This is a genomic window from Actinoplanes sp. NPDC026623 (genome assembly GCF_040638275.1).
Lineage (GTDB): Bacteria > Actinomycetota > Actinomycetes > Mycobacteriales > Micromonosporaceae > Actinoplanes.
This window is the reverse complement of record NZ_JBEZXZ010000095.1, coordinates 1-24,657: the sequence shown is the minus strand read 5'-3', so window position 1 is coordinate 24,657 and position 24,657 is coordinate 1. Positions and strand designations below refer to the sequence as shown.

Here is a 24,657-nt window from a genome sequence, read left to right as displayed (position 1 = left end):
CGTATCGACTGTCAGCGACGCGCCGTAGAACGCCGGTACGCCCACGCCGCGACCAGGGCGAACCCGGCAGTCCACGCAACAAGGACGGCCAGCCCCGATACGGTGGGCGGGTGTCCGGCTGCGGTGCGCCAGCCGAGTTCGGCGTACCGGTAGGTCGGCAGCGCGTGCGCGAGGCTCTGGAGCCCTCGCGGGAAGTAGCCGGCGGGGGCGAGCAGCCCGCCGAGGACGGACAGCGCGAGGAAGGCCAGGAAGTTGACAGGCACGGCGACCTGCGGGGCCAGTCCGTAGCCGATCGCGAGTCCGAGCAGCGCGAACGGCACCGTGCCGGCCCACATGAGCAGAAGCAGCGCAACCCACCGGCCGGCGGGCAGTTCGACGTGGTGCTGGATCGCCGCGGCCGCGCCGACCGCGATCACCGGGGGGATCGCGGTGAGGCTGCCGACGAGGGCCTTCACGGCGACCACCCGGCCGGGCGGCAGCGGGGTGACCCGCAGCTGGTGCAGCCAGCCCGCCGCGCGCTCCTGGGAGACCGCCGATCCGACCATGAGGACGCCCGCGACGGCGCCGTACCCGGCGAGGCCGATCATGATGGCGACCGGCGCGTCCACGCCCTCGAGGCGGTCACCCGCGGACCAGCTCGAGAAGACCAGGTACGTCGCCACGGGCCCGATGATCGAGAAGAACATGAGTCGGGGGTCCCGCACCAGGCGGCGCAGTTCGAATCGCAGGTAGGCGCGCATCAGTGCTCCGTTTCGGTGGCGACGGACAGGTCGGTGAGAGCGAGGAACGCCCGGTCCAGGGACTCACCGTCCCGCACGCCGGCGCTCGCGCGGATCTGCGCGGGCGTCCCCTCGGCCACCACCCGTCCGGCGGCGAGGACCACGATCCGGTCGGCGTACTCGTCGGCCTCGTGCAGCTGGTGGGTGCTGAACAGGACGGTCCTGCCGTCGGCGGCAGACGAGCGGATGGCGGTCCAGAATGCCCGCCGTGCCGCGATGTCCATGGCGGCGGCCGGCTCGTCGAGGACCAGCAGCTCGGGGTCGCCGGCAACGGCGAAGGCGAAGCGGGCCCGCTGCGCCTCTCCGCCGGACAACCTGTCGAGCCGCCGGCCGGCGATGCCGGTCAGCCCGGCCAGGGCCAGGATCCGGTCGATCCTCAGCGGGTGCGGGTACAGGGCCCGCGCCAGTTCGATCATGTCGCGGACGGTGGCGCCGGGCACGAACGCGCCGTCCTGGAGCATCGCGCCGATCCGGCCGGCCCGGACCGCCTCGGCGGGAGCGCCGCCGAACAGCGTCACCGTGCCGGTGTCCGGCGGGGCCAGCCCGAGCATCATCGAGATCGCCGTGGTCTTGCCGGCCCCGTTCGGGCCGACCAGGGCGACCACGCTGCCCCGCTCGACGGTCAGGTCGAGGTCGTCGACGGCTCGAAGGGAGCCGTACCGTCTGCCGACGCCGGTGAGGCGTATCGCAAGGTCATCCATGACGATCACGCTACGAATCCGCCGGTCGTGCCGGCAGAGCCGCGAGTACGCGGTGCGCCGTGACAAATGTCCTTCCTCGACCTCCCCTCGATCAGCCCTTGACCGCGCCGGCGGTCATTCCGGCGACGATCCGGCGGTTGAAGACCAGGAACAGCAGCAGGGGCGGGATCGTGATCAGCAGGATGTTGGTGAAGAGCAGGTTGAACTGGGTGTTGTACTGGCTGGAGAAGTTGTAGAGGGTCAGCTGCACGGTCGCGTTCTGGTCGCCCGGTAGGAAGTAGAGCGGGTTGACGAAGTCGTTCCAGACCGTGACGGACTGCACCACCACCGCGGTCACGATCACCGACCTGAGCAGCGGGAAGACCACCCGGAAGAACAGCCGCAGCGGGCCCGCGCCGTCGATGATCGCCGCCTCGTCCAGCTCGCGCGGGATCGTCGCGATGAACGCCCGGAACAGCAGGACGCAGAACGACATCCCGAACGCGACCTCGATCAGGATCAGCCCCGGCATCGTGCGGAACAGGCCGAGCCGCTGCAGCATCCAGATTGTCGGCACGACGGCCGGCGGGATGATCAGCCCGGACAGCACCAGGAAGCCGGCGAGGCCGTTCCACCGGCTGCGCCGGCGCTGCAGCACGAACGCCACCATCGCCGCCAGCACCACCATGATGGTCACGCTCGCCACGGTCAGGATGGTGCTGTTGATGAACGCGATGATGAGCATGTAGTCGCGGGCCCGCACGACCTCCACGAGGTTCTGCACGAACCGGAACTGATGCGGCAGCGAGAATTCCAGGTTGGCGGCGTCCTGGCGGCTCTTCATCGCGGTGAGCACGATGAAGGCGAACGGCACCAGGAACACCACGGCGGAGACCAGGATCGCCAGGACGCTCAGCAGATGGTTGCGGCGGCCGCTCACAGCTCGATCTCCCCGCGGTTGAGCAGGCGCGACAGCGGCAGCACGATCGCCGTGACGACCGCGAAGAGCACCACGTTGCCCGCGGTGGACAGGCCGTAGAACCCGGCCTGGTACTGCTTGTAGATCACCGATGCGATCACGTCGGAGGTGAAGCCGGGGCCGCCGCGGGTCATCGCCCAGATCAGGTCGAACGAGCGCAGGCCGCCGATCAGCGACAGGATGACCACCGTGACGGTCGCCGGCCGGGCCAGCGGCAGCACGATGCGCCGGAAGCCGTCCCAGGCGCCGGCGCCGTCCATCCGGGCCGCCTCGAAGTACTCGGCGGGTATCGAGACGATGCCGGCTATGTAGATGACGGTGGCCAGCCCGACGCCCTTCCAGACGTCGACCAGGGCGACCGACAGCAGGGCATACCTGGGATCGGTGAGCCAGCCGGGGCCGTCGACGCCGAGCACGCCGAGCGCGTCGTTGATCAGGCCCTGCTCCGGGTTCATCAGCACCGTGAAGGTCAGCCCGACGCCGATCGTGCTGACCAGCGCGGGGAAGAAGACCACCGAGCGCAGGTAGCCGCGGGCCGCGATCCGCGACGTGAGCAGGACGGCCAGGAGCAGGCCCAGCACCACCTTGAGCCCGGAGGTCACCACGGCGTAGATCAGCGTGTTGGTGAGGCCCTTGACGAGCGCCGGTTCGCGGAAGAACGTCACGAAGTTGCCGAAACCGATGAACTTCCAGTCGAAGATGCTCCACCGGGTCAGGCTGAAGAAGAACGACGCGAACGTGGGCACCGCGAACAGCAGGCCGTACACGACGGCGGCCGGCAGGTAGAACCAGTTCGGGTACGGACTCCGGACCCGGGCCGCGCGCCGGGTGTCCATCGACCTGGCCACCCGCCTACCAGCCCTCGAGCCCGAGCTGCTGGGCCTGCTTCTTGACGTCCTCGTCGTAGAGCGCCGCGCCGGCCGGTGCCTTGCGGATGCCCGAGCCGACCTCGACGGTGATCTGTTCCAGCGACGGGCCCTTCACCGGGGAGAGGAACTCCAGCGCGAGGCTGGACCGGCCCGGGGCGTCGATGTACGGCTGCATGTCCTTGATCGCCTGCGGAATGCCGGCCGGCAGCGTGCAGCCCTTGACCAGGAACGGCCCGCTCGGCGCGATGGCGGCCGCCTGCGAGGCGCAGCCGTCCGGGCTGGCGATGTACGCGAGCAGCTTGCGTGCCGCGTCGAGCTTGGCGCCCTCGGTCGACTTCGGGATGTAGATGCCGGCCGGCGACCAGACGGTCAGGCCGTTCTTCGCCGCGTCGTCGCCCGGCAGGGCGAACAGGCCGACGTCCTTCGCGGACTCCGGGAAGTTCGCCACCATGCCGCCGACGGCGAAGGTCAGCATCGGGTACTGCGCGCCCTTGCCCTGTGCCAGCTGCTTGAGGCCGTCGTCGAGCTTGGCGCTGGCGAAGTCCTTGTTCAGGTAGCCGGCGTCGTACACGTCCTGCTGGTGCTGGAAGCCCGCCAGCGCCGCGGGGGTGGTGGCGAACTTCGCCTTGTTGGCGGTGTAGTTCGCCGCGAACTGCGGATCGGCCGCCGCCACGTTGTGGAAGTCGCCGAGCACGAAGAGCTGGGAGGTCCAGGTGTCGCCGAAGGTCTGAATGACGGGCGCGATCCCGGCCGCCTTGATCCTGGCGTTGCCGGCCATGAACTCGGCCCAGGTCTTCGGCACCCGAAGGCCGAGGTCCGCGAAGATCTTTCTGTTGTAGAGCACCGCGCCGCCGGTCACGCCGCCCATCGGCACGCCGTACGGCTGGTCGCCCGCGGTGACCGTGCTCCTGAAGTTGGCGTCCAGCTGTCCCACGTAGGGCTGGTCGCCGAGCGGCACCAGGTTCTGCTGCGGCGCGATGGCCTGGAACAGCGATCCCGAGTTGTAGAGGAAGACGTCGGTCATGTCGCCCGTCGCCAGCCGGGTCTTGACGATGTTGTCGCCCTCGGTCCCGCCGGGGCGGGTCTCGACCTTGACGGTGATGTTCGGATTCTTGGCCGTGAAGTCCTTGGCGACCCGCTCGGCCGGCTTGAGGCTGGCGTCGGAGTTGTCGACCAGGAAGGAAAGGGTCACCGCGCCGCCCTCGTCGTCGCTGTCGCCGAGGCTTCCGGCGCTGCAGGCGGAGAGCGCCAGCGAGGTGGTGGCGAGCAGGATCAGGATTCGGGATCTCATCGGGGCCTCCGGGGGAATGAAACGATTTACAGGAAGGGCAGCTGCTCCAGCCGGGCGCGCAGTTCGGCGCCGCCCGGGACGAAGCCGCCGGCGGTGGCCGCGTCGGCCAGGCCGGCGGCGGGGGTGTCGAGGTAGGGCCCGAGCCGGCCGGCCAGCTCCGCCTCGTCGCCGAAGCCGGCCGCGCGGGCGGCGGCGACCACCTGATCCCAGGCGGTCTCGTGGTCCATGACCTCGCGGATGGTCGGCTCGGCGGGCAGCTCCGGCTCCGTCGCGTACGGGTCGGCGACGGTCCACTCGTGATCGCCGTGGCGCACCTCGGCGGGAGCCGCGCCGGGGGCGTGCACCTCCGCCTCGGCGCCGACGGGCACGGTCACCCGCAGCGTCAGCCGCCCGTCGGCGCGCTGCCAGGAGACCGCGGCCTTCCCGTACGGCGTCAGGTGCTCCGCCGCCGCGGCGGTGAGCCGGCGGTTCGGCACCGGCCGCACGAGCAGCCGCCGCCAGCCGGGCGCGGCCGGTGCCAGCCCGGCGACCCGCCGGTGCAGCCAGTCGGCGACCGAGCCGAGCGCGTAGTGGTTGAACGACGTCATCTCGCCGGGGTTGATGGAGCCGTCCGGCAGCATGCTGTCCCAGCGTTCCCAGACGGTCGTCGCGCCCATCGTCACCGGGTAGAGCCAGGACGGGCAGCCGGTCTGCAACAGCAGCCGGTACGCGAGCTCGGGCTCGCCGGCGTCGGTCAGGGCGTCGGTCATCAGCGGCGTGCCGACGAAGCCGGTGCCGATCCGGAAGCCGGCCGTGCGAACCAGGTCGGCCAGCCGCCGCCCGGCGTGGTGCCGCTGTGCCGGCGCCGGCAGCAGCGCCCACTGCAGCGCCAGGGCGTACGTCGTCGCGGCGTCGCCGAGCACCCGGCCGGAGGTGGTCACGTACTCGCGCGCGAACGCGGCCCGGACCTGCGCGGCGAGCACGTCGTACCGCCGGGCGCAGGCTTCGTCGCCGAGCAGCTCCGCCGACCGGGCGACGATCTCGGCCGACCGGGCCAGGTGCGCGGTGGCGATGACGTCGGGATCGGCGCGGGCCTGAAACGGCGACTCCGGCGGCGCGGCCGGGTCGAGCCAGTCGCCGAACTGGAAGCCGCCGGACCAGATCCGGTCCGGCCCGGCCAGCTCGGCCACCCGGTCCACCCAGGCGCGCATGCTCGGCAGCTGGCGGGCGAGCAGGCCGAGGTCGCCGGTGCGCCGGTAGAGCACCCACGGCACGATGGTGGCCGCGTCGCCCCAGGCGGCGGTCGCGGGACCCGGCCGGCGCAGCACGTCCGGGATCACGAACGGCACCGAGCCGTCCTTCTGCTGCTCGACGGCGAGGTCCTTGAGCCAGCCGGTCAGGAAGCCGGCGCTGTCGTACAGGAACGTCGCGGTGGGGGAGAAGACCTGGATGTCGCCGGTCCAGCCGAGCCGCTCGTCGCGCTGCGGGCAGTCCGTCGGCACGTCCACGAAGTTGCCGCGCATGCCCCACACGACGTTCTCGTGCAGGCGGTTGAGCAGCTCGTGCGACGAGGAGAACCAGCCGGTGCGGCGCAGGTCCGAGCCGATGACGACGGCCCGCAGGTCGGCCGCGCGCAGGCCGGGCACGCCTGTCACCTCGGCGTAGCGGAAGCCGTGCAGGGTCAGCGCCGATTCGAGGACGACCTCGTCCGGCCCGGCCACCAGGTATGCGTCGGTCGCCTCGGCGGTGCGCAGCGGCCGGACGCCCAGCTCGTCGTGCTCGAGCACCTCGGCGTGGCGTACCACCACCTCCTGGCCGGCGGCCAGGCCCCGGACCCGCAGCCGGACCCGGCCGACCAGGTTCTGGCCGAAGTCGACAAGCGTCCGGCCGGCCGGCGACGTCCAGACCCGGACGGCGTCGAGCGTGCCGGTGACCCGCACGGGCGGGCCGTCGGGCGCGACCAGCAGGCCGAGGTCGGCGTCGACGACCTCGACCGGGCCGGCGGCGGGCTCGCGGTGCCGCAGGTCGGTGCGCTGGCCGTCGTAGAGGTCGTCGGCGAGCACGCCGCTCTCGCGCGCGGTCCAGGAGCCGTCGGTGGCGAGCCGGTGCACGGCGCCGTCCGCGGTGGTCACCTCGAGCTGGGCCAGCAGGGCGAGCCGGTCGCCGTAGAGGCCGCGGCGGCCCTGGAAGCCGAGCCGGCCGCGCCACCAGCCGTTGCCGAGCAGCACGTCGAGGCGGTTCTCGCCGGGCCGGACCAGCCCGGTGACGTCGTACGTCTGGAAGCGCAGCCGGTGCTGGTAGCTGGTCCAGCCGGGTGCCAGCTCGTGGTCGCCGACCCGCGCGCCGTTGAGCTCGGCGAGGTAGACCCCGTGCGCGGTGGCGTAGAGCCGGGCGCGGACGATGTGCTCCGGCAGCACGACGGTGCCGGTCAGCACGGGCGCCGGCGCGCCCGGCCCGCCGAGGGTCGCCGGGCTGATGAACACCGCGGCCCAGTCGTCCGGGCCGGCCTCGACGACGGCGTGCTCGCTCCACGCGCTCCACCGGTCGTCCGGCCCGCAGACCCGGATCCTGACCTGCGCCGATTCGCGCGGGGCCAGCGGCGTGCCGGGCCAGGGCACCAGGACCTGCTCGGCACCGTCGACCGTGGTCAGCTCGACCGGCCGCCCGGCCCGGACGACCTCGACCTGGTACGCGCCCTGCCGGAAGTCGTCGTCGGCGGCCGGCACGTACCAGGACAGGCGCGGCGCCGGGGTGCCGATGCCGAGGACGGGGCCGTCGTCGGTGTGGTGTTCGAAGCGGATGCCCACGGGGGCGGCGGCGGGTGACATGGGCGTCTCCGGGGTCGGACCAGACTGAAACGATTCAGAGATTGTTTCGGCGAGGTGGTGGTGAGATTTCGCTGCCCCCCGATCCTGCGACCGCCACCGGGAGCGACATAGCCCGCAGTGCACCGGGTGTAGCACAAAATTCACCTGACGCCGCCGGCGGTGGTGCGCCGGGGCTGGCGCGCGTTCACCCGGCTGGGCCTGGCCGGCTGTGTTGCCGCCGGCGGGCCCCGGCTGCGACGGCAACATGGACGAGTTCTCCAGCGCGTACGGCTCGCTGTTGCTGGTCAGCGTCCTGCTGCTGGTCGTGCCGTTGATGATCGGCCTGTTCTGGGGTGCGCCGATCATCGCCCGGGAGGTCGAGCAGGGCACCCACCAGATGATCTGGACGCAGGGCATCAGCCGCCGCCACTGGGCGCTGGCCAAGTGCGCCCTGCTCGGCGGCGCGGTGACCGTGTTCGCGCTCGTCTACGGCCTCGGCATGTCCTGGTGGTACCAGCCGCTCGGCGCGCTCGACGTGCGACAGACCCGGTTCACCGAGGTCTTCTTCGACATGCAGGGCGTCGCACCGGTCGGATACACGCTGTTCGCGGTGGCGCTGGGGGTCTTCGCCGGCACCGCGCTGCCCAAGGTGCTGCCCGCGATGGCCGTGACCCTCGCCGGCTTTGCCGGCGTCCGGGTCGCCGTCGCCCTGCTCGGCCGGCCGCGCTACCTGACCCCCGAGGTCGCCGACCGGGTCATCATCGGCGGGCCGGGCGGGCAGGGCGACCTCGCCGGTGCCTGGGTGCTGGCCAAGGAGGTACGCCAGGCGGACGGCAGCTTCGTCAGCTCCGGCACCGTCCGGTGCCCGAAGCCCGACAGCTGCGCCGCCACCGCCGAGCTCGGCCTGCGCCCCGGCGCCTACAACCACCAGGTGTTCCAGCCCGGGGACCGGTTCTGGACCTTCCAGTGGATCGAAACCGGCGTGTTCGTCGCCCTGGCCGCGCTGCTGCTCTGGCTCACGATCCGCCGCATCCGCCGGATCGCCTGACGTCGCCACGCCAGGCTTCAGTCCTCCACGCAGAAGACGTTGCCCTCCGGGTCGTGCATCTCGACCAGGTCGCCGTGGTCGCGGGCGATCGTCGCGCCGAGCGCCTCGAGGCGTTTGACCTCGGCCGGGATGCCGCCGGGGGCACGCAGATCGAAGTGCATCCTCAGCTTGGCGCTCGGCTCCTCGGGCACCCGCTGGAACCACAGATCGGGCCCGCCCCAGCCCGGCGCCTCGACGTAGGCCTTGTCCGGCGTGGAGTCCGCGTCCAGCTCGCCGCCGAGCGCGGCCGCCCAGAACCGGGCCACCACGAGCGCGTCGCGGCAATCGAAGGTCACACTCTTGATGTAGGTCACGCGACACCTCCGGCGCCCATCCTCGCCCAGGCCACGCCGGCCCCGGAACCCCCGGGTTGTCGTAGGGTCGGCGGATGGTCGATCCGCCCGTCGAGAGCTCGCACGCGATGCTGTACTTCTCCGACGGCTCGCTGGCCTATGCGGGGCACTACCTGCACGAGGGGCTGCATCCCGTGCACACGCACAGCTTCGTCGAGGTGGCCGTGGTGGTCGGCGGCTCCGGCGTGCACCACAGCCTCGCCGGCCGCCAGCGGCTGGAGATCGGCGACGTCGTGCTGCTGCGCCCCGGGGTGTGGCACGGCTACGAGGAGTGCGATCGGCTGGACCTGTTCAACTGCTGCTTCTCCACCGAGCTGCTGCAGCGCGAGCTGGCCTGGACCCGGGCCGATCCGCTGCTGGGCTACCTGCTCTGGACCGGGCCGTACTCGGACCAGCGGCGCGGCATCCTCGCCGCGAGGCTCGAGCCGGCGGTCCTCGCCGAGGCCCTCGACCACCTTGACGCCCTCGACCGGCTGCGGTTCCGCCCGATCAGCATGCACCGCGGCGACATCATCGGCCGGCTCTCGCTCTTCCTCAGCTGCCTCGCCCGGGCGGTCGCCGGCGGCGTGGAGGCCGGCGCCGGGCAGACCCATCCCGCGGTCGTCGACGCGATGCGGATGATGGAGGCCCGCCCGGCCCACCAGTGGACCCTGACCGAGCTGGCCGCGGCGCTGCACCTGGCGCCCGGATACCTGGTCCGGCTCTTCAAGTCCGCCACCGGGCTGCCGCCGATGGCGTACCTGTCGCGGCACCGCGTCGAGGTGGCGGCGGCGCGGCTGCTGCACACCGACGACGCGATCAGCCGGATCGGCGAGTCGGTGGGCTGGCCGGATCAGAACTACTTCGCCCGCAGGTTCCGGGCGCACTACGGGCTGAGCGCGTCCGCGTACCGATCGCGGTTCACGCACAACTCGGTGCGCCTGCGCTCCTGGGCCGACGGCCCGCAGCGTCAGGGTGCGGTGGGCACCTTCACCGAGCCGTCGAGGATGCGGTAACGGGCCTGATCCATCTTCGCCAGGTACGGCTTGACGGCCGCGTTCGAGGTCGCGTACCCGACGCCGTCGACCTTGAGGTCGTAGCGCTTCACGCCGCCCGCCCGGTCGCCCTTGACGAACGCCTGGATCTCCTGGAACACGCCGTTGTCGACGCGCTTGAGCATCGAGGTGAGGATCCGGGGCTTCACCGCGTCGTCGGCGCCGGCGTACTGGTCCGAGTCCACCCCGATCGCCCAGGCGCCGGGTACCGCCGCCACCGCCTCGAACACGCCCGAGCCGGAGCCGCCCGCCGCCGCGTAGACCACGTCGGCGCCGCCCGCCAGCAGGTCCTTCGCGGCGGCCTTGCCCTTGTCGGGGGAGCCGAAGCCGCTGAAGTCCGGCGGCGTGCTCAGGTAGCGCACGTCGACGCGGATGCCGGCGTCGACGCTGTGCACCCCGGCGACGTAGCCGGCCTCGAACTTCTTGATCAGCGGGACGTCGACGCCGCCGACGAACGCGACCCGGCCCTTCTTCGACGCCCGCGCGGCGGCCACGCCGACCAGGTACGAGCCCTGCTCCTCGGAGAACAGCAGGGACACGACGTTCTTCGCCTCGACGGAGTTGTCGTCGATGATCGCGAACAGGGTGTCGGGGAATTCCTTCGAGACGGTGCCGATCGCCCCCGCGTACAGGAAGCCGACCGCGATCACCGGGTTGCTGCCGCCCTGCGCGAGTTCGCGCAGGGTCGCCGAGCGGCCCTCATCGGTCTCGGCCTTGGCGGTCGCCTCGGTGGTCTCGACGAGCAACTCCTTGTGTGCCCGGTCCAGGCCCTGCCCGGCGGCGTCGTTGAAGCTCTTGTCGCCGCGTCCCGCGCTGTCGTAGGCGATGCCGACGTGGATGCTCTCGCTGCCGAGGCCCGTCAGGGTCTGCGTCGCGACGGCGGCCGGCGCGGCGGAGCACGCCGACAGGGCGCCGACCGCTACCAAGGCGAGGGCGGCGGCGGTGATGTTGTTCTTTCGCATCTGATTCCTCAGTACCGGAACTGCCCGACAGCGTCGCGCAGGGTGGTGGACATGCGGGTCAGCTCGGCGGCGGCCTCGCGGGCACGGGCGATCTCGGTCGAGGTGGCCGACGTGGCGGCGGCGACCGAGCGGATGTTCTCGGCGATGGTGGCGGTGCCGCTGGACGCCGCGAGCGCGCCCCGGTTCATCTCGGCGGTGGTGGCGGTCTGCTCCTCCACCGCGCCGGCGATGCTCGTCTGGTAGTCGCTGATCCGGGCGATGACCCCGCCGATGTGCCCGATCGCGGTGACCGCGGCGCCGGTGTCGCCCTGGATCGCCTTCACCAGGGCGTCGATCTCCTCGGCCGCCCGGGCGCTCTCCTGCGCCAGGTCCTTGACCTCGCCCGCGACCACGGCGAAGCCCTTGCCCATCTCGCCGGCCCGAGCCGCCTCGATGGTGGCGTTGAGCGCGAGCAGGTTGGTCTGTCCGGCGATGCTGGTGATCAGGCGTACCGCGTCGCCGATCGCCGACGACGAGGTGCCCAGGTTCGCGACGGTCCGGTTCGCCTCCGCCGCGGCGGTGACGGCCTCGGCGGCCACGTTGGCGGCGTCGGTGGCGTTGCGGGAGATCTCCTCGATCGAGGCGCCCATCTGCTCGGAGCCGGCCGCCATGGAATCGACGTTGTGGCTCACGTCCTCGGCGGCGCCCGCGACCAGGTCGGCCTGCTGGGACGTGTCGGCGACCGCCCGGGCGAAGGCCCCGGAGACGGCGTCCAGCTCGGTGGAGGTCCGGGCCAGGGCCTCCGCCTGCTCCGCCACGTCCGAGACGATGGTGCGCACCGCGGTGACGGCCTGGCCGAGGGCGGCCGACATCTGCGCCACCTCGTCGCGCCCGCCGGCCGGCGGCACGACCGTGAGGTCACCGCCGGCGACCTCGCGGAGCGAGTCGCGGGCGGCGCCGATCGGCCGGACGATGCTGCGGGTCACCACGTACGCGGACACCGCGCCGAGCAGCAGCGCGAGCCCGGTGGCGACGCCGATCGCCCACTGCGCCCGGGTGGCGTCGCTCGCGGACTGCCGTACGGCCTCCACGCTGCGGGCGTCGACCGAGGCGGCGAGCTTCTGCGCCGACACCATCATCCGGTAGTAGCTGTTCCAGCCGTCGTACATGGCGATCTGGTCGGCGTCCCACAGCGCCTTCGGCGTGCCCGGCTTGTACGCGGCCACCAGCTTCTCGTCGACCTTGACGTAGGTGCCCAGCTCGGTGCGGATCTGCTCGAACAGGGCCCGCTCCGAGGCGCTGAACACGCCGGCGTCGACCTCGCCGAGGAACCGCTGGAACGAGTCCCGTTCCTTGCGCCACGCCTGGTAGGCGACGGATTCCCCGCCGAGCGCCCGGTCGGCGCCCAGGCGGTAGATGTCGTTGATGTAGCCCGCCTGCCAGCCGTTCAGCGTGGCGGCGTGCGTCTTGATCTCCTCGGCCTGCCGGGTGACCACCGTCAGCCGGCGCACGTCGTTGGCGGAGGTGCGCTGGGCCACGATCGTGGCGAACGCCATCGCGGCCACTCCGAGCAGGAGCAGGAGGACCGCGGCGAAGGTCCCGGACAGCCGGGCGCCGATGGTGAACCGCCGCACGTCGATTTCCCTCCGAGCGAGATCAGGGCGGCAGACGCCGTCCGAACTCGGAGATCGGTAGCCGGGCCCGTCACCTGAGGAATCGCGACGGATCGCTCAGAATGAGCAGTCGAGACTCCAGGAGGAACGGGTGGACGACGACCGGCTGAGTGTCAGCCTTCCCGGTACGCGGCTCGCCGGCGCGCTCGGCGCGGTGCCGCCCCGGGTGGACCTGCTGCGGTGGGACATGACCGGGCCGGCACCGGCGCCGCGCATCGATCTGGTGGTGCTCCCGTACGTGCCGGGATCGGCGCACCTGCGCCTGCTGGACGGGGTGACCACCCGCCTGGTCCAGGCGCAGTATCTGGGCTACGACGGGGTCGCGGAGGTGCTGCCGCCCGGGCACGTCTACGCGAACGCCCGGGGCGTGCACGAGACGTCCACCGCCGAGCTGGCGATGGCGCTGCTGCTGGCCGCGCTGCGGGGGATAGGCGACTTCGTCCGCGCCGCCGGGGTGCGCGTGCCCGAGCCTACCTGGTACCCGAGCCTGGCCGACCGCCGGGTGCTGGTGCTGGGCCAGGGCGGGGTGGGCCGGGCGATCGAGGCGCGGCTGGCACCGTTCGAGGTCGAGGTCGTGCGGGTGGCGCGGACGGCCCGCGACGACGAGCGCGGCCGGGTGCACGGCATCGCCGAACTGCCGGAGCTGCTGGGGTCGTGCGAGGCGGTCGTCGTCGGGGTGCCGCTGACCGACGACACCGTCCACCTGGTCGACGCGGACTTCCTGGCCCGGCTCCCGGACGGCGCGGTGGTGGTGAACGTCGCGCGGGGCCGGGTGGCGGACACGGAGGCGATCCTGCGGGAGGCGCGCGGCGGGCGGCTGCGTTTCGCCCTCGACGTCACGGATCCGGAGCCGCTGCCCGTCGACCACGAGCTGCTCCGGCTGCCGAACGTCCTGATCAGCCCGCACGCGGGCGGGATGTCCAGCGCCATGCTGCCGCGGGTGGCCGGGCTGGTCCGGCGCCAGATCGATCTGCTGCTGGACGGCGCCGGGCCGGTCAACGTCGTGCTGCGAAGTTGACCGGCCCGGCCGTGCGCGGGATCAGCGCCAGGTGTCGCTCCAGGTCGCCGTGCACGGCGACGCGGAGGCGGTGGTCCGGGTGCGGTTGGGGTCGCTCTCCCAGGTCACCGTCGAGCCCTGCTTCTTGAGGTACTTGTACTGCACCGCGGTGTTGCCCGGCAGCGCCACCGTCGCGGTCCACACCGGGTAGGTCGCCGACGAGAGCGCCACCGCGTTCGCCGGGTCCCAGTTGCCCAGGGCGGCGGTGTTGCCGGTGACGAAGACGTTCTGGCCCCAGACGGTGGTGACGTTCGCCGCGAACGACGTCGCCGCGGTCGTGCAGCCGGCCGGGTTGTTCGTCGGCGGCGTGGTCGTGCCGGTGCCGCGGGCGTTGATGTGCAGCGCGAGCGCCGAGTTGGCCGCGACGGTCGCGGTCACCTGACCGCTGCTGTTCACCGCGTACGAGGGCCCGGTGCACGAGCCGCCGGTGAAGTCCCCGGCCATCACGTCGCAGTAGGTGCCCGCGGGCAGCGACGTCTGGAAGGTGCGGGTCAGCGCCGAGCCGGAGCGGTTGAACGCGGCGTACCCGGCACTGCCGCGGCCGAACGCGATCTGGTTCGAGCCGTTGGTCCACCAGTTGGTGACCGCGGCGCCGGCGGCCGCGTTGCGCAGGGCGACCATGTTGGCGGTGGTGCGCCAGCGGTGCTCGCACTCCCAGCCGCTGCCGCAGGTGACCGCGTTGGTGGTGCCGTTGCTCGACGCGGGCGGGCCGGCCTCGTTGTTGGAGAAGGTGAAACTCGACATGACCTGCGGCACGCCGTACGGCCAGGCGATCATGAACGCCTCGGCGAGGGCGTACGAGGAGCCGTTCTTGTAGGTGAGCTTGGCCCGGCCGTTGCGCTGGGTGTCGTGGTTGTCCACGAAGGCCACCGCGTCGCCGCTGGCGAGGCGCATCGAGCTCGCCAGGTTGTTGAGGTTCGACAGGCCGCCGCTCTGGAACGCCCCGCCGACGACGTCGCCGTAGCGGAACTCGGTCACGTCGCCGAAGCCCTGGTACTCCTCGGGCGTGGGCTCGCCGGAGCCGCCCTCGATGACCTCGGAGAAGACGTACGGGTCGCCGGTGACCGGCTCGATGAACGCCGACATGTCGGCGGCCGGCATGTGCTTGGCCGCGTCCACCCGGAACCCGTCGACGCCGAGCCCGACGAGGTCGTTGAGGTAGGCGGTGAGCTTGCCGCGCACGTAGGACGACTCGGTCTTGAGGTCGGAGAGGTCGACCAGTTCGCAGTTCTGCACCTCCCACTTGTCGCCGTAGTTCGCGATGTCGTCGTTGCCGTTGCGGCCGCAGTGGTGGAAGTCGTCGTTGCCGTAGGGCACCGCCGGGTACGCGTAGTGGCTGTAGCTCGAGCCGCCGCTGCCGGTGCCGGTGGAGGTGCCGCCGGCCATGTGGTTGACCACCGCGTCCACATAGATCTTCACGCCGGCGGCGTGGCAGGTCTGCACCATGCTCGCGAAGGCCGCGCGGTTGCCGCGCCGGCTGGTGAGTTGATAGCTGACCGGCTGGTAGTCCTGCCACCAGGGGTAACCGCTGCCGGGCAGCACCACGTGTTCCTGCGGCGGGGAGACCTGCACGCCGCCGAAGCCCTTGGGCCCGAGCGTGTTCGTGCACTCGCTCGCGACCGAGGCCCACGGCCATTCGAAGAGGTGGACGATGACGTCCTTGGGGCCAGGGGTTGCCGTGGAGGCCTCCGCCTGGTCGCCGTTGCGGATGACGCCGACGGCCAGCAGCGCCGCGGACAGGACGGCTGTCGTCGCGGCGGCGACGACCTGACGGGTACGCATGGAGGGCCTCCAGGGGGATGGGCACCGTTGAAACTTCTTGCGCAAGTGCGGGGGAAGTTATCAGGGTGTTTCCCGGCGGTAAAGAGACCGCTCTCTATTTATGCGCCCACTAAGGGTCTTTTGTCCGTTTGAACTTGCAGGATGGGATCTTTACTGCCCGGCGTGTCGTGGCGTTGCGCCAGCTAGGCGAGCTTTCGGCGGGGACCGTCTGCGCAACAACTTTCAATGATCAGATCTGGCAATCATTGCAGGATGATGTCAGGCGGCGGTGACGTTCATGCTCTCCGCGCCGCGGCCGGCCTTGTGAATCGCCGTGGAGCCGCGAACCACCAGTTCGGGGGCGTAGACGTACTCCGATCGGGGTGCGCCCTGCCCGTTGATCTCGTCGACCAGCTGGCGGATCGCCGCGTTGCCCATGGCCGCGACCGGCTGGCGCAGCGTGGTCAGCGGCGGATCGGTGAAGGCGATCAGCGGCGAATCGTCGAAGCCCACGACGGAGACGTCGCGCGGCACGCTCAGGTCGCGCCGGCGCGCCGCCCGGATCGCGCCGAGCGCCATCAGGTCCGAACCGCACACCATGCCGGTGACGCCGCGGCTGAGCAGCTGGTTGGCCGCCACCTCGCCGCCCTCCACGCCGAACAGGGTCAGCGCGATGAGCTCCTCGAGCTCCCGGTCGCCGACGCCGAGCTCGCGCCGCATGGCCGCGCGGTAGCCGTCGAGCTTGCGCTGCACGTTGACGAAGCGGTCCGGGCCCGAGACGAAGCCGATCCGGGTGTGTCCCAGCGCGACGAGGTGCGAGACGGCCATCTCGCCGGCGAGCCGGTCGTCGCAGGAGATGAACGGCGCGTTCAGGTTCGCGGAGTAGCCGTTGATGAGCACGATCGGCAGCGGCCGGCTCAGCAGGCGCTGGTAGCGCTCGTGGTCGGCGCTGGTGTCGGCGTGCAGGCCGGAGACGAAGACGATGCCGGAGACCTGCCGGTCGAGCAGCATCTCCACGTACTCGTCCTCGGTGACGCCGCCCGGGGTCTGCGTGCACAGCACCGGGGTGAAACCGCTCTGCGACAGCGCCGACTCGATCGTCTGTGCGAAGGCGGGGAAGATCGGGTTCTCCAGCTCGGGCACGATCAGCCCGACCAGCCCGGCGCTGCGCTTGCGCAGCCGCTCGGGGCGTTCGTAGCCGAGGACGTCGAGGGCCGTCAGCACCGCCTGGCGGGTTTCGGTGGAGACGCCGGGCCGGTCGTTGAGGACCCGCGACACCGTCGCCTCGCTGACCTCGGCCTGGCGCGCGATGTCAGACAGTCGTGCACGCATGGGCGTCACTATAGAACCTGGAACTTCTTGCGGAAGGAATGCAAGGTCTTCCATAGAAGGAAATCCCTTGCTAACGTCCCCGCAACAGCCGCGCAAGACTTATGTGGGTCTTGCTCCGGTTCCCCCACTTTCTGTCCCTGAAAGTTCTTCGGGTGTACCTCCGTGCCCGATAGGAGACGATTATGCGCATCCGTACCTCGGGTGTCGTCCTCACCGCGATCGCCCTGACGCTGGTCGCGTCGGGTTGCGGCACCGGCGGGGAAGACCCCAAGACCTCCGCGTCCGCCACCCCCGCGTCCGCCACCGGCAAGCTCGTGATCTGGGGCGACGACAAGCGCGCGGCGGCACTCAAGCCCTTCGCGGAGAAGTTCGGTCAGGAGAACGGCGTCACCGTCGAGGTGCAGGCGATCTCCAAGGACCAGCAGACCACCTTCGTGACCGCGTCCCAGCAGGGCAGCGGCCCCGACGTGATGATCGGCGCGCACGACTGGATCGGCAACCTCGTGCAGAACGGCGCGATCGACCCGGTGCAGCTCACCGCCGAGCAGAAGGCGGGCCTCGCCCCGAACGCGCTCAAGGCGGTGACCTTCAACGGCCAGGTCTTCGGCGTCCCGTACGCGACCGAGAGCCTCGCCCTGATCCGCAACACCAAGCTCGCGCCCGAGGCACCGGCCACCATGGAGGACCTCGTCAAGTCGGGCAAGAAGCTCAAGGCCGACAAGAAGGCGACCGAGATCCTCTGCCTGCAGGTCGGTGACAAGGGCGACGCCTACCACTCGTACCCGCTGTTCACCTCGGGCGGCGGCTACCTGTTCGGCACCAACGCCGCCGGCGAGTACGACAAGAACGACCTGGGCGTCGGCAAGCCCGAGTCCATCGCCGCCTTCGAGAAGATCCGCAAGCTCGGCGAGAAGGGCGAGGGCGCGCTGAAGCGCTCCATCACCGGCGAGAACTCCATCGCGCTGTTCACCTCCGGCAAGTGCGCGTACCTGGTCTCCGGGCCGTGGGCCGTCACCGACGCCCAGAAGGCCAAGATCGCCTATGACATCACCCCGGTGCCCGGCTTCGCCGGCGCCAAGCCCGCGCAGCCGTTCCTCGGCGTGCAGTCGTTCTACGTCGCGGCCAAGGCCAAGAACAAGGCCCTGGCGCAGGAGTTCGTCACCAACTACGTGACCACCCCCGAGCTTGCCGTGGCGCTGTACCACGCCGAGCCCCGCCCGCCGGTGCTCATCGCCGCGTTCGACCAGGTCAAGGGCACCGACCCGGATCTGGCCAAGTGGGTCGAGGCCGGCAAGAACGCGGCCCCGCTGCCCGCGATCCCCGAGATGGGCAGCGTCTGGGACCCGTTCGGAAAGGCCGAGGCCGCCGTCATCGGTGGCGCCGACCCGAAGACGGCCCTGACCGCCGCCGCCAAGACGATCTCCGGCCAGATCAAGTAATGACTGCTCTTCTCGAGCGGGAGACCGCCCCGGACGAGGCCCGCCAGCCCGTCCGGGGCGGTCTCGCCGGCCTCATCGTCAAGGTCGTGCTGCTCGGGCTGGTCGCCGGGCTGGCCGTCTGGGCGGCGTTCCCGCTGATCGCCGACCGGGCCTGGCTCGGCGTGGCGGTGCTGCTCGCCGCCACCGCCGGGCTGTTCTACCTGTACCTGTCGCCCCGGCACGTGCCGCTGAAGTACCTGGTGCCCGGCACCCTCTTCCTGATCGTGTTCCAGCTGTTCCCCGTGCTCTACACGGCGGCGACCGCCTTCACGAACTTCGGCGACGGGCACCGCGGCGACAAGCAGGACGCCGTCGTGGCCATCCAGACCGCGTCGGTCACCCGCGTGCCGGGCTCCATCGAGTACGCGCTGACGGTCGCGACCACCGGCGATCCGGCCACCGGACCGCTGACCTTCCTCGTCACCGACCCGGCCACCCGGGCGATCTCGGCCGGCACCGCCGACGGGCTGGAACCGCTGCCGGCCGGCGCCACCACCGTGAACGCCGCCGGGCGGGTCACCGCGGCCGCGGGCTACACCGTGCTCAACGGCGGGCAGGCCAGCGCGCGCAGCCAGGAGATCACCGACCTGGCCGTGCCGACCGCCGGCGGCGCGATCCGGTCGCAGGGCCTGTCCCGGGCGTACGAGGGCAAGGCCGGCCGGGCGTACGACGAGGCCTGCGACTGCGTCCGCGACACCACCACCGGCAAGATCTGGGTCGCCGACGAGGAGATCGGCGCGTTCGTTGCCGCCGACGGCGAGCGGCTGGCCCAGGGCTGGCGGGTCGGTGTCGGGATGAGCAACTTCACCCGGCTGCTGAGCGACTCGACGATCGCCGGCCCGTTCGCCACCACGCTGATCTGGAACCTGTTCTTCGCGCTCGCGTCCACGGGTGGCACCTTCGTGCTCGGCCTGGGCTGCGCCCTGGCCCTGAACAAGCCGCGGATGCGCGGCCGCGGCCTCTACCGGGTGCTGCTGGTGCTGCCGTACGCGATGCCGTCGTTCGCGATGCTGCTGGTCTGGCGGGACATGTTCAACACGGACTTCGGCCTGATCAACAACCTGTTCGGGCTGGAGATCGACTGGTTCGGCGGCGCGGCGTCGGCGCGGGTCGCGGTGATCCTGGTGCAGCTGTGGCTGGGTTACCCGTACATGTTCCTGGTCGCGACCGGCGCGCTGCAGGCGATACCGGCGGAGCTGTCCGAGGCGTCCCGGCTCGACGGGGCGTCGCCGTGGCAGTCGCTGAAGCGGGTCACCCTGCCGCTGCTGATGATCGCCCTGACGCCGCTGCTGATCTCGTCGTTCGCGTTCAACTTCAACAACTTCAACGCGATCTACCTGACCACCGAGGGCGCGCCGTTCCCCGTGGACAACCCGCTGAACGGCGCGACGGACCTGCTGATCACGTACACCTACCGGCTGGCGTTCGGCGGCTCGGGCGCGCAGTACGGCTTCGCCGCCGCGGTGTCCATCCTCATCTTCATGATCGTCGCGGTCATCTCCATCGTCAGCTTCCGGCGTACCCGGGCGCAGGAAGAGGTGTACTCATGAGCGCCGTGACCCGGTGGATGTCCAGGGTGGGGTGGCGGCACGCGGTCGCGGTGCTGGCCGTGCTGTTCTCGCTGTTCCCGATCGTGTTCGTGGTGTCGGCGGCGCTGAACCCGCTGGGCACGCTGTCGTCGTCGACGCCGGTGCCGACCGAGGTGTCGGCGATCAACTTCACCAACCTGCTGGCGGACACCGAGTTCGCCCGCTGGTTCGGCAACTCCGTGCTGATCGCGGGCGCGGCGGCGGCGGCGTCGGTGTTCCTGTCGGCGCTGGCGGCGTACGCGTTCAGCCGGATGCGTTTCCGCGGCCGCCGGGTCGGTCTCATGTCGCTGCTGCTGATCCAGATGTTCCCCCAGTTCCTGGCGATCGTGGCGATCTTCCTGATGTTCTCGAGGATCACCGACCTGTGGCCGGCCATCGGCTTCAACCAGGCCTGGGGGCTCATCCTGCTCTACCTGGGCGGGGCGCTGGGCGTGAACACCTGGCTGATGAAGGGCTTCTTCGACACGGTGCCCCGGGAACTCGACGAGTCGGCCACGATGGACGGCGCGACGCACGCGCAGACGTTCTTCCGGATCCTGCTGCCGGTGGTGTCGCCGATCCTGGCGGTGACCGGCCTGCTGGCCTTCATCGGAACGATCAACGAGTTCCTGATCGCGAACGTCTTCCTGACCGACACCGGCGCCAAGACCCTGTCCGTCGGCATGTACGGCCTGGTGGCGGGGGAGCGGAACAACAACTTCGGGATGTTCTGCGCGGGCACGCTGCTGACCGCCATCCCGACGGTGCTGGTCTTCCAGTTCCTGCAGCGCTACATCGTCAACAACCTGACGGCCGGCGCGGTCAAGGGCTGAGCACCGTTCGGCCCGTCCTCGACCGGGAGCCGTCAGGGGCGGACCGGGTGGAAGCCGTACGGCAGCTCGAGCCGGTGCGCGCGCAGCAACTCGTCGTCGGCCAGCAGGTCCGCGGTCGCCCCGTCGGCCACGATCCGGCCGCCGTCGAGGATCACCGCGCGGGGGCACAGCTGCAGGGCGTACGGCAGGTCGTGCGTCACCATCAGCACCGTCACCGGCAGCCGCTCGAGGATCTCGGCCAGCTCGCGCCGGCTGGCCGGGTCCAGGTTGGACGACGGCTCGTCGAGCACCAGCAGCTCGGGCCGCATCGCCAGCACGGTGGCGACCGCGACCCGGCGGCGCTGGCCGAACGACAGGTGCTGCGGCACCTGGTCGCGGTGCGCGGCCATGTCGACGGCCGCCAGCGCCTCGTCCACCCGGGCCTGAAGCTCCGCCCCGCGCAGCCCGAGGTTGGCCGGACCGAAGGCGACGTCCTCGGCGACCGTCGGCATGAACAACTGGTCGTCGGGGTCCTGGAAGACGATGCCCACCCGGCGCCGGATCTCGGCCAGCCGGGCCCGGTTCGCCGGGTCCACCCGCAGCCCGCCGACGTCGACCGTGCCGGCGCCGCCGTGCAGGATCCCGTTGAGGTGCAGCACCAGGGTGGTCTTGCCGGCGCCGTTCGGGCCGAGCAGGGCGATCCGCTCGCCCTGCGCGACGCTCAGGTCGACGCCGTGCAGCGCCACGCTGCCGTCCGGGTACGCGAAGGTCAGCCCGGCGATCTCCAGGCTCATCGCAGCACCGCCGCGACCGCGATCGCCGCCGCCGCCGCCGGCAGCGCGGCCGCGGCGGTCCAGTCGGCGGCCGTCGCGCCGCCGCCCTCGGGCCGGGGGAGCCGCCCGTCGTAACCGCGCGAGACCATCGCCAGGTAGACCCTTTCGCCGCGTTCGTAAGCCCGCAGGAACAGCGCGCCGATGCCGACCGCGAACGCCTTGACCTGCCACAGGAATCTCGGGTCGTAGCCGCGCGACAGCCGGGCGATCCGCATCCGCCGCGCGTCGTCGGCGAGGATGTCCAGGTAGCGCAGCATGAACGTGGCGATCTGGGTGAACACCCGCGGGCAGCGCAGCCGGTCCAGGCCCAGGATGAGATCGCGCATCGAGGTGGTCGCGGCCAGCAGCAGCGAGGCGACGACCCCGAGCGTGCCCTTGATGAAGATGTTCCACGCGCCGTACAGGCCGTCGACCGACAGGGACATGCCGAGCCAGGTGATCCGCTCGCCGTGGCCCGCGAACGGCAGGGTGACGGCGAGCAGGATGAACGGCAGCTCGATGGTGGCGCGCCTGGCCAGCCACGGCAGCGGCACCCGGGCCAGCGCGGTCACCGCCGCGAGCAGCAGGGCGTAGCCGGTGAACGCGGCGAACTCGGTCCGCGGCGTGGCCACCACCACGATGGTGAACAGCAGGGTGGCGACGATCTTCACCTCGGGCGCGAGCGCGTGCACCGGGCTGCGATGGTCCAGGTGCAGCACGTGCGCGTGGCCCGCGCCCATCACGGCTTGCCGGGGGTACGGCGCCGCGCGAGCCAGAAGACGCCGCCGCCGACGGCGAAGGTGATCAGGACGCCCAGCACGCCGGAGAGGCCGGTCGCCAGAAAGTCGTTGTGGATGCCCTTGATGCGGTAGCCGGCGAGCGGGCCGCCGGCCAGTTGGTGGCCCTGTTCGCGCTGAAGCATGCAGGTGCCGCCGGTGATCTCGCCGTCGGCGCCGAACGTGCAGCCCTGGCGCGCGGCCGCGTCGAGGCCGTCCGGGCTGCCGGAGGCGAAGTTGCTGGCCACCCCGGCCAGCAGCAGCGCCACGAGCAGGCCACCGGCCAGGAACCATCCGAGTCGCTTGCTCACGTCGCCCCCTCAGACCGCGGTGGGCGTGGTCGTCGTCGCCGGCTCGGCGACCGGCGGCTTGCGGAAGCGCCGCATCGCGTAGACCAGGTCCGGGCGCACCCGGGCGACGGTCGCCACCGTCGTCGCCGCGATCAGGCCCTCGCCGATGCCGATGAGCAGGTGGCTGCCGGCCATCGTGCCGGCGATCAGCGGGATCGACAGCTGGGTCGTGCCGCCGAGCCAGTATTCGAGGACGAAGCCCTGCGAGGCCACCACGACGCCGATGACCGAGGCGATGAAGGTGGTGGTGCCGAGCCCCGCCGGCGTTCTCGGCAGCACCCGCATGAGGGCCGCCACCAGCAGGTAGCCCGCCGCCGTACCGAGGATCGCCATGTTGGTGATGTTCAGCCCGATGGCGGTCAGGCCGCCGTCGGCGAAGAGCAGGCACTGGATGATCAGGACGGTCGAGACGCAGAGCGTGCCGACCCACGGTCCGACCAGGACGACGGCGAGGGTGCCGCCGAGCAGGTGGCCGGAGACGCCGGGGAGGACCTGGAAGTTGAGCATCTGCACGGCGAAGATGAACGCCGAGACGAGCCCGGCCATCGGCGCGAGCCGGTCGTCGAGGTCGGCGCGGGCCCGCCACACGCAGAAGGACAGCGCGAGGGCGGCGAAGACGGCGAAGATCGCCGACACCGGGCCGTTCACGATCCCGTTGGCGATGTGCATCGCCTCTACCTGCATGACACCCTCCCCGGGCCGGCACGGAAACGTACGGCCCAGCATATGGGCCTCAGTGGTAGTTGCAAAGTCTTGGCAACAGCCAGGCCGAGGCTGGGATGTTGATCACTTTCGTTGCGGCGCCGCCGCGGCGAGGAACCCGGCCTTGACCAGCGTCCTGCTCAGCGGCCTGACCAGCTCCGCGAGCCGGCCGCAGCGCTCCGCGCCGAGCACCTCGTACGCGGGCAGGGCCAGCCGGTCGGTGTCGTCCTCGATCCGGGCCCGCAGCTCCCGGCCCCGGTCGCTGAGCTCCTCGCCGTCGAGCAGGCCGCGCTCGCGCAGCACGGCGGCCTGCTCCGCCCACTGCTCCCGGCTCCAGCCCCGGCTTGCCCGCAGGAACTCGCCGTTGACCTGGCCGGACGCGGTGTGCAGGACCATCGACTGCAGGCCGGTGAGGCCCGCGACCAGCAGCGCCGCCACGTGCCCGTCGCCGCGGAACTCGCGCAGCACGGTCACGGCGTGCCAGAGCACCAGGTGCGGCCGGTCCGGCCAGTCGAGGGCGGCGTGCGCGGCGAACAGCGGCCGGCCCGCGGCGTACGCGGTGGCGGACTCGGTCGCGAGCCGGGCCAGCTCCGCGGCCTCGGCCACCTCCGGGCTCTCGACCGCGTCGCCCAGGCCCCGGGTCAGGGCGGCGTCGGCCGCGTCCAGCCGGGCCGCGAGCGCGGCCGCGGGCGTGGTGGTCCGCCAGGCCGCGGGCAGCGCGCCGGCCACCAGTTCCGGGTTGAAGTTGTAGAACGTCGCGACGACCGGCCCCGGCCCGGACGGCCCGAGGGCGCCGCCGCGGGAGGCGAAGTAGCCGGCCGTGGCGCCGATGCCGAGCGCGTCGAAGCGCTCCCGCGACTCCGGCACGAAATAGATCATGGCGTGCAGCGGCTCGGCGAGCCGCCAGGCCTCGCGCGCGAGGGCGGGGGTTACCTCGGTCATGCCCGACATCCTGTCATTACCCACTAGTAGGGTACGACGGTGAGGGCCGACATCCCGGCCGCCGCGTCCACGTCGACGCGGTCGACGGCGTCGGCCCAGGCCGCCGGCGTGAAGGTCTTCCCGGCCGCCACCCCGGCGTGCAGCAGCCCGTCCACCGTGACCCGGCCGGCGCCGGCACCGACCCGGACCCGCACCGGGATCCCGCCGGCGGTCCGCACGTCGAAGAGGCTGACCCCGCCGCTCATCCGCACGCCGAGCGTCCCGTCCGGCCGGGGCAGGGTCAGCCTGATCCGGCTCGCGCCGCCGGTCAGGTCCACCCCGCCGACCCGCCCCGCGCTCAGGTCGATGGTGCTCAGGTCGGCGCCGCCGGCCACCCGCAGGTCCCAGAGCACGGCCGAGTTCAGGGCGATGTCGACCGACTGGGCGTCGCCGTCGAGGCTCAGCCGGATGCGGCCGTCGCGCTCCTCGGCGCGCGGCACCACGTCGCCGGTCTCCGGGGTGCTGATCAGCGCGGTACGCAGGCCACGGCGCTTGATCGCCCGCAGGACGCTCTCCGCGTCGGAGCGCAGCGTGGTGTCGGCCTTCAGGGCGTCGA

At 71.7% G+C, this 24,657-nt stretch carries 22 protein-coding genes and 1 pseudogene; 6 read left to right on the top strand and 17 right to left on the bottom strand.

Annotation, left to right across the window (positions count from 1 at the left end):
* Positions 1-11: 11 nt before the first annotated feature.
* The 6 genes from AB0F10_RS25575 to AB0F10_RS25550 all read right to left on the bottom strand — a co-directional run bounded on the left by AB0F10_RS25575 (position 12) and on the right by AB0F10_RS25550 (position 7,405).
* Positions 12-740, bottom strand: coding sequence for an ABC transporter permease (locus AB0F10_RS25575; protein ID WP_360629903.1), 729 nt, complete (start codon positions 738-740; stop codon positions 12-14).
* Entirely contained in the window at positions 740-1,480 is a 741-nt protein-coding gene (locus tag AB0F10_RS25570) for an ABC transporter ATP-binding protein (protein ID WP_360629900.1), read from the bottom strand. Before AB0F10_RS25570 ends, AB0F10_RS25575 begins: the two co-directional genes overlap by 1 nt.
* Positions 1,481-1,571: 91 nt before the next feature.
* Positions 1,572-2,399 (bottom strand): carbohydrate ABC transporter permease, encoded by an 828-nt coding sequence (locus AB0F10_RS25565; protein WP_360629897.1) that lies wholly within the window; start codon positions 2,397-2,399, stop codon positions 1,572-1,574.
* Positions 2,396-3,274 carry a sugar ABC transporter permease gene (locus AB0F10_RS25560; protein WP_360629894.1) on the bottom strand — a complete coding sequence of 293 codons (879 nt, stop codon included), beginning with the start codon at positions 3,272-3,274 and terminating at the stop codon, positions 2,396-2,398. Before AB0F10_RS25560 ends, AB0F10_RS25565 begins: the two co-directional genes overlap by 4 nt.
* A gap of 16 nt (positions 3,275-3,290) precedes the next feature.
* Positions 3,291-4,598: an extracellular solute-binding protein gene (locus tag AB0F10_RS25555; protein WP_360629891.1), complete on the bottom strand. Its 1,308-nt coding sequence runs from the start codon at positions 4,596-4,598 to the stop codon at positions 3,291-3,293.
* Between the two features lie 26 nt (positions 4,599-4,624).
* Entirely contained in the window at positions 4,625-7,405 is a 2,781-nt protein-coding gene (locus AB0F10_RS25550) for a glycoside hydrolase family 78 protein (RefSeq protein WP_360629888.1), read from the bottom strand.
* A 244-nt stretch (positions 7,406-7,649) separates the two neighbouring features.
* Between AB0F10_RS25550 and AB0F10_RS25545 the strand changes: the two genes are divergently transcribed.
* Positions 7,650-8,432, top strand: a complete 783-nt coding sequence (locus AB0F10_RS25545) for a transporter (RefSeq protein WP_360629885.1) — start codon at positions 7,650-7,652, stop codon at positions 8,430-8,432.
* Positions 8,433-8,449: 17 nt separating this feature from the next.
* Here the strand turns inward: AB0F10_RS25545 and AB0F10_RS25540 are convergent, their stop codons facing one another.
* Positions 8,450-8,785: a VOC family protein gene (locus AB0F10_RS25540; RefSeq protein ID WP_360629882.1), complete on the bottom strand. Its 336-nt coding sequence runs from the start codon at positions 8,783-8,785 to the stop codon at positions 8,450-8,452.
* 74 nt (positions 8,786-8,859) lie between these two features.
* Between AB0F10_RS25540 and AB0F10_RS25535 the strand changes: the two genes are divergently transcribed.
* Entirely contained in the window at positions 8,860-9,819 is a 960-nt protein-coding gene (locus AB0F10_RS25535) for a helix-turn-helix transcriptional regulator (RefSeq protein WP_360629879.1), read from the top strand.
* On the opposite strand, the gene AB0F10_RS25530 is transcribed toward AB0F10_RS25535, so the two are convergent.
* Together AB0F10_RS25530 and AB0F10_RS25525 are read right to left on the bottom strand one after the other, a co-directional pair.
* The gene (locus AB0F10_RS25530) at positions 9,774-10,820 is read right to left on the bottom strand and encodes a BMP family ABC transporter substrate-binding protein (RefSeq protein ID WP_360629876.1); all 1,047 of its coding nucleotides are present in this window, start codon (positions 10,818-10,820) and stop codon (positions 9,774-9,776) included. The two genes, AB0F10_RS25535 and AB0F10_RS25530, sit on opposite strands and share 46 nt — an antisense overlap.
* 8 nt (positions 10,821-10,828) lie before the next feature.
* Positions 10,829-12,433, bottom strand: coding sequence for a methyl-accepting chemotaxis protein (locus AB0F10_RS25525; RefSeq protein ID WP_360629873.1), 1,605 nt, complete (start codon positions 12,431-12,433; stop codon positions 10,829-10,831).
* A 130-nt stretch (positions 12,434-12,563) separates the two neighbouring features.
* On the opposite strand from AB0F10_RS25525, the gene AB0F10_RS25520 reads away from it, so the two are divergent.
* Entirely contained in the window at positions 12,564-13,490 is a 927-nt protein-coding gene (locus tag AB0F10_RS25520; RefSeq protein ID WP_360629870.1) for an NAD(P)-dependent oxidoreductase, read from the top strand.
* Between the two features lie 21 nt (positions 13,491-13,511).
* On the opposite strand, the gene AB0F10_RS25515 is transcribed toward AB0F10_RS25520, so the two are convergent.
* Complete coding sequence (locus AB0F10_RS25515; RefSeq protein WP_360629867.1) at positions 13,512-15,311, bottom strand: carbohydrate-binding module family 20 domain-containing protein; 1,800 nt, start codon at positions 15,309-15,311, stop codon at positions 13,512-13,514.
* Between the two features lie 258 nt (positions 15,312-15,569).
* Positions 15,570-16,622, bottom strand: a complete 1,053-nt coding sequence (locus tag AB0F10_RS25510; protein WP_360629864.1) for a LacI family DNA-binding transcriptional regulator — start codon at positions 16,620-16,622, stop codon at positions 15,570-15,572.
* A 182-nt stretch (positions 16,623-16,804) separates the two neighbouring features.
* On the opposite strand from AB0F10_RS25510, the gene AB0F10_RS25505 reads away from it, so the two are divergent.
* From AB0F10_RS25505 to AB0F10_RS25495, 3 genes are read left to right on the top strand one after another with little or no spacing between them, the layout of a single operon-like run.
* Positions 16,805-18,061 carry a maltose ABC transporter substrate-binding protein gene (locus AB0F10_RS25505; protein WP_360629861.1) on the top strand — a complete coding sequence of 419 codons (1,257 nt, stop codon included), beginning with the start codon at positions 16,805-16,807 and terminating at the stop codon, positions 18,059-18,061.
* The gene (locus AB0F10_RS25500; RefSeq protein WP_360629857.1) at positions 18,061-19,650 is read left to right on the top strand and encodes an ABC transporter permease subunit; all 1,590 of its coding nucleotides are present in this window, start codon (positions 18,061-18,063) and stop codon (positions 19,648-19,650) included. Before AB0F10_RS25505 ends, AB0F10_RS25500 begins: the two co-directional genes overlap by 1 nt.
* On the top strand, positions 19,647-20,501 hold the full coding sequence (locus AB0F10_RS25495; RefSeq protein WP_360629854.1) for a sugar ABC transporter permease: 855 nt from the start codon (positions 19,647-19,649) through the stop codon (positions 20,499-20,501). Before AB0F10_RS25500 ends, AB0F10_RS25495 begins: the two co-directional genes overlap by 4 nt.
* Before the next feature lie 32 nt (positions 20,502-20,533).
* On the opposite strand, the gene AB0F10_RS25490 is transcribed toward AB0F10_RS25495, so the two are convergent.
* From AB0F10_RS25490 to AB0F10_RS25465, 6 genes and pseudogenes are all read right to left on the bottom strand, one after another.
* Entirely contained in the window at positions 20,534-21,274 is a 741-nt protein-coding gene (locus AB0F10_RS25490) for an ABC transporter ATP-binding protein (RefSeq protein WP_360629851.1), read from the bottom strand.
* On the bottom strand, positions 21,271-22,032 hold the full coding sequence (cbiQ, locus tag AB0F10_RS25485) for a cobalt ECF transporter T component CbiQ (RefSeq protein WP_360629848.1): 762 nt from the start codon (positions 22,030-22,032) through the stop codon (positions 21,271-21,273). Before cbiQ ends, AB0F10_RS25490 begins: the two co-directional genes overlap by 4 nt.
* Positions 22,032-22,379: a PDGLE domain-containing protein gene (locus AB0F10_RS25480; RefSeq protein ID WP_360629845.1), complete on the bottom strand. Its 348-nt coding sequence runs from the start codon at positions 22,377-22,379 to the stop codon at positions 22,032-22,034. The genes cbiQ and AB0F10_RS25480 overlap by 1 nt, the downstream gene beginning before the upstream one ends.
* 9 nt (positions 22,380-22,388) lie before the next feature.
* On the bottom strand, positions 22,389-23,102 hold the full coding sequence (locus tag AB0F10_RS25475; protein ID WP_360629842.1) for an energy-coupling factor ABC transporter permease: 714 nt from the start codon (positions 23,100-23,102) through the stop codon (positions 22,389-22,391).
* Positions 23,103-23,204: 102 nt separating this feature from the next.
* Positions 23,205-24,062, bottom strand: coding sequence for an SCO6745 family protein (locus tag AB0F10_RS25470; RefSeq protein ID WP_360629839.1), 858 nt, complete (start codon positions 24,060-24,062; stop codon positions 23,205-23,207).
* Positions 24,063-24,085: 23 nt separating this feature from the next.
* Positions 24,086-24,657 (bottom strand): annotated as a pseudogene (locus AB0F10_RS25465) (hypothetical protein); the annotation flags it as partial.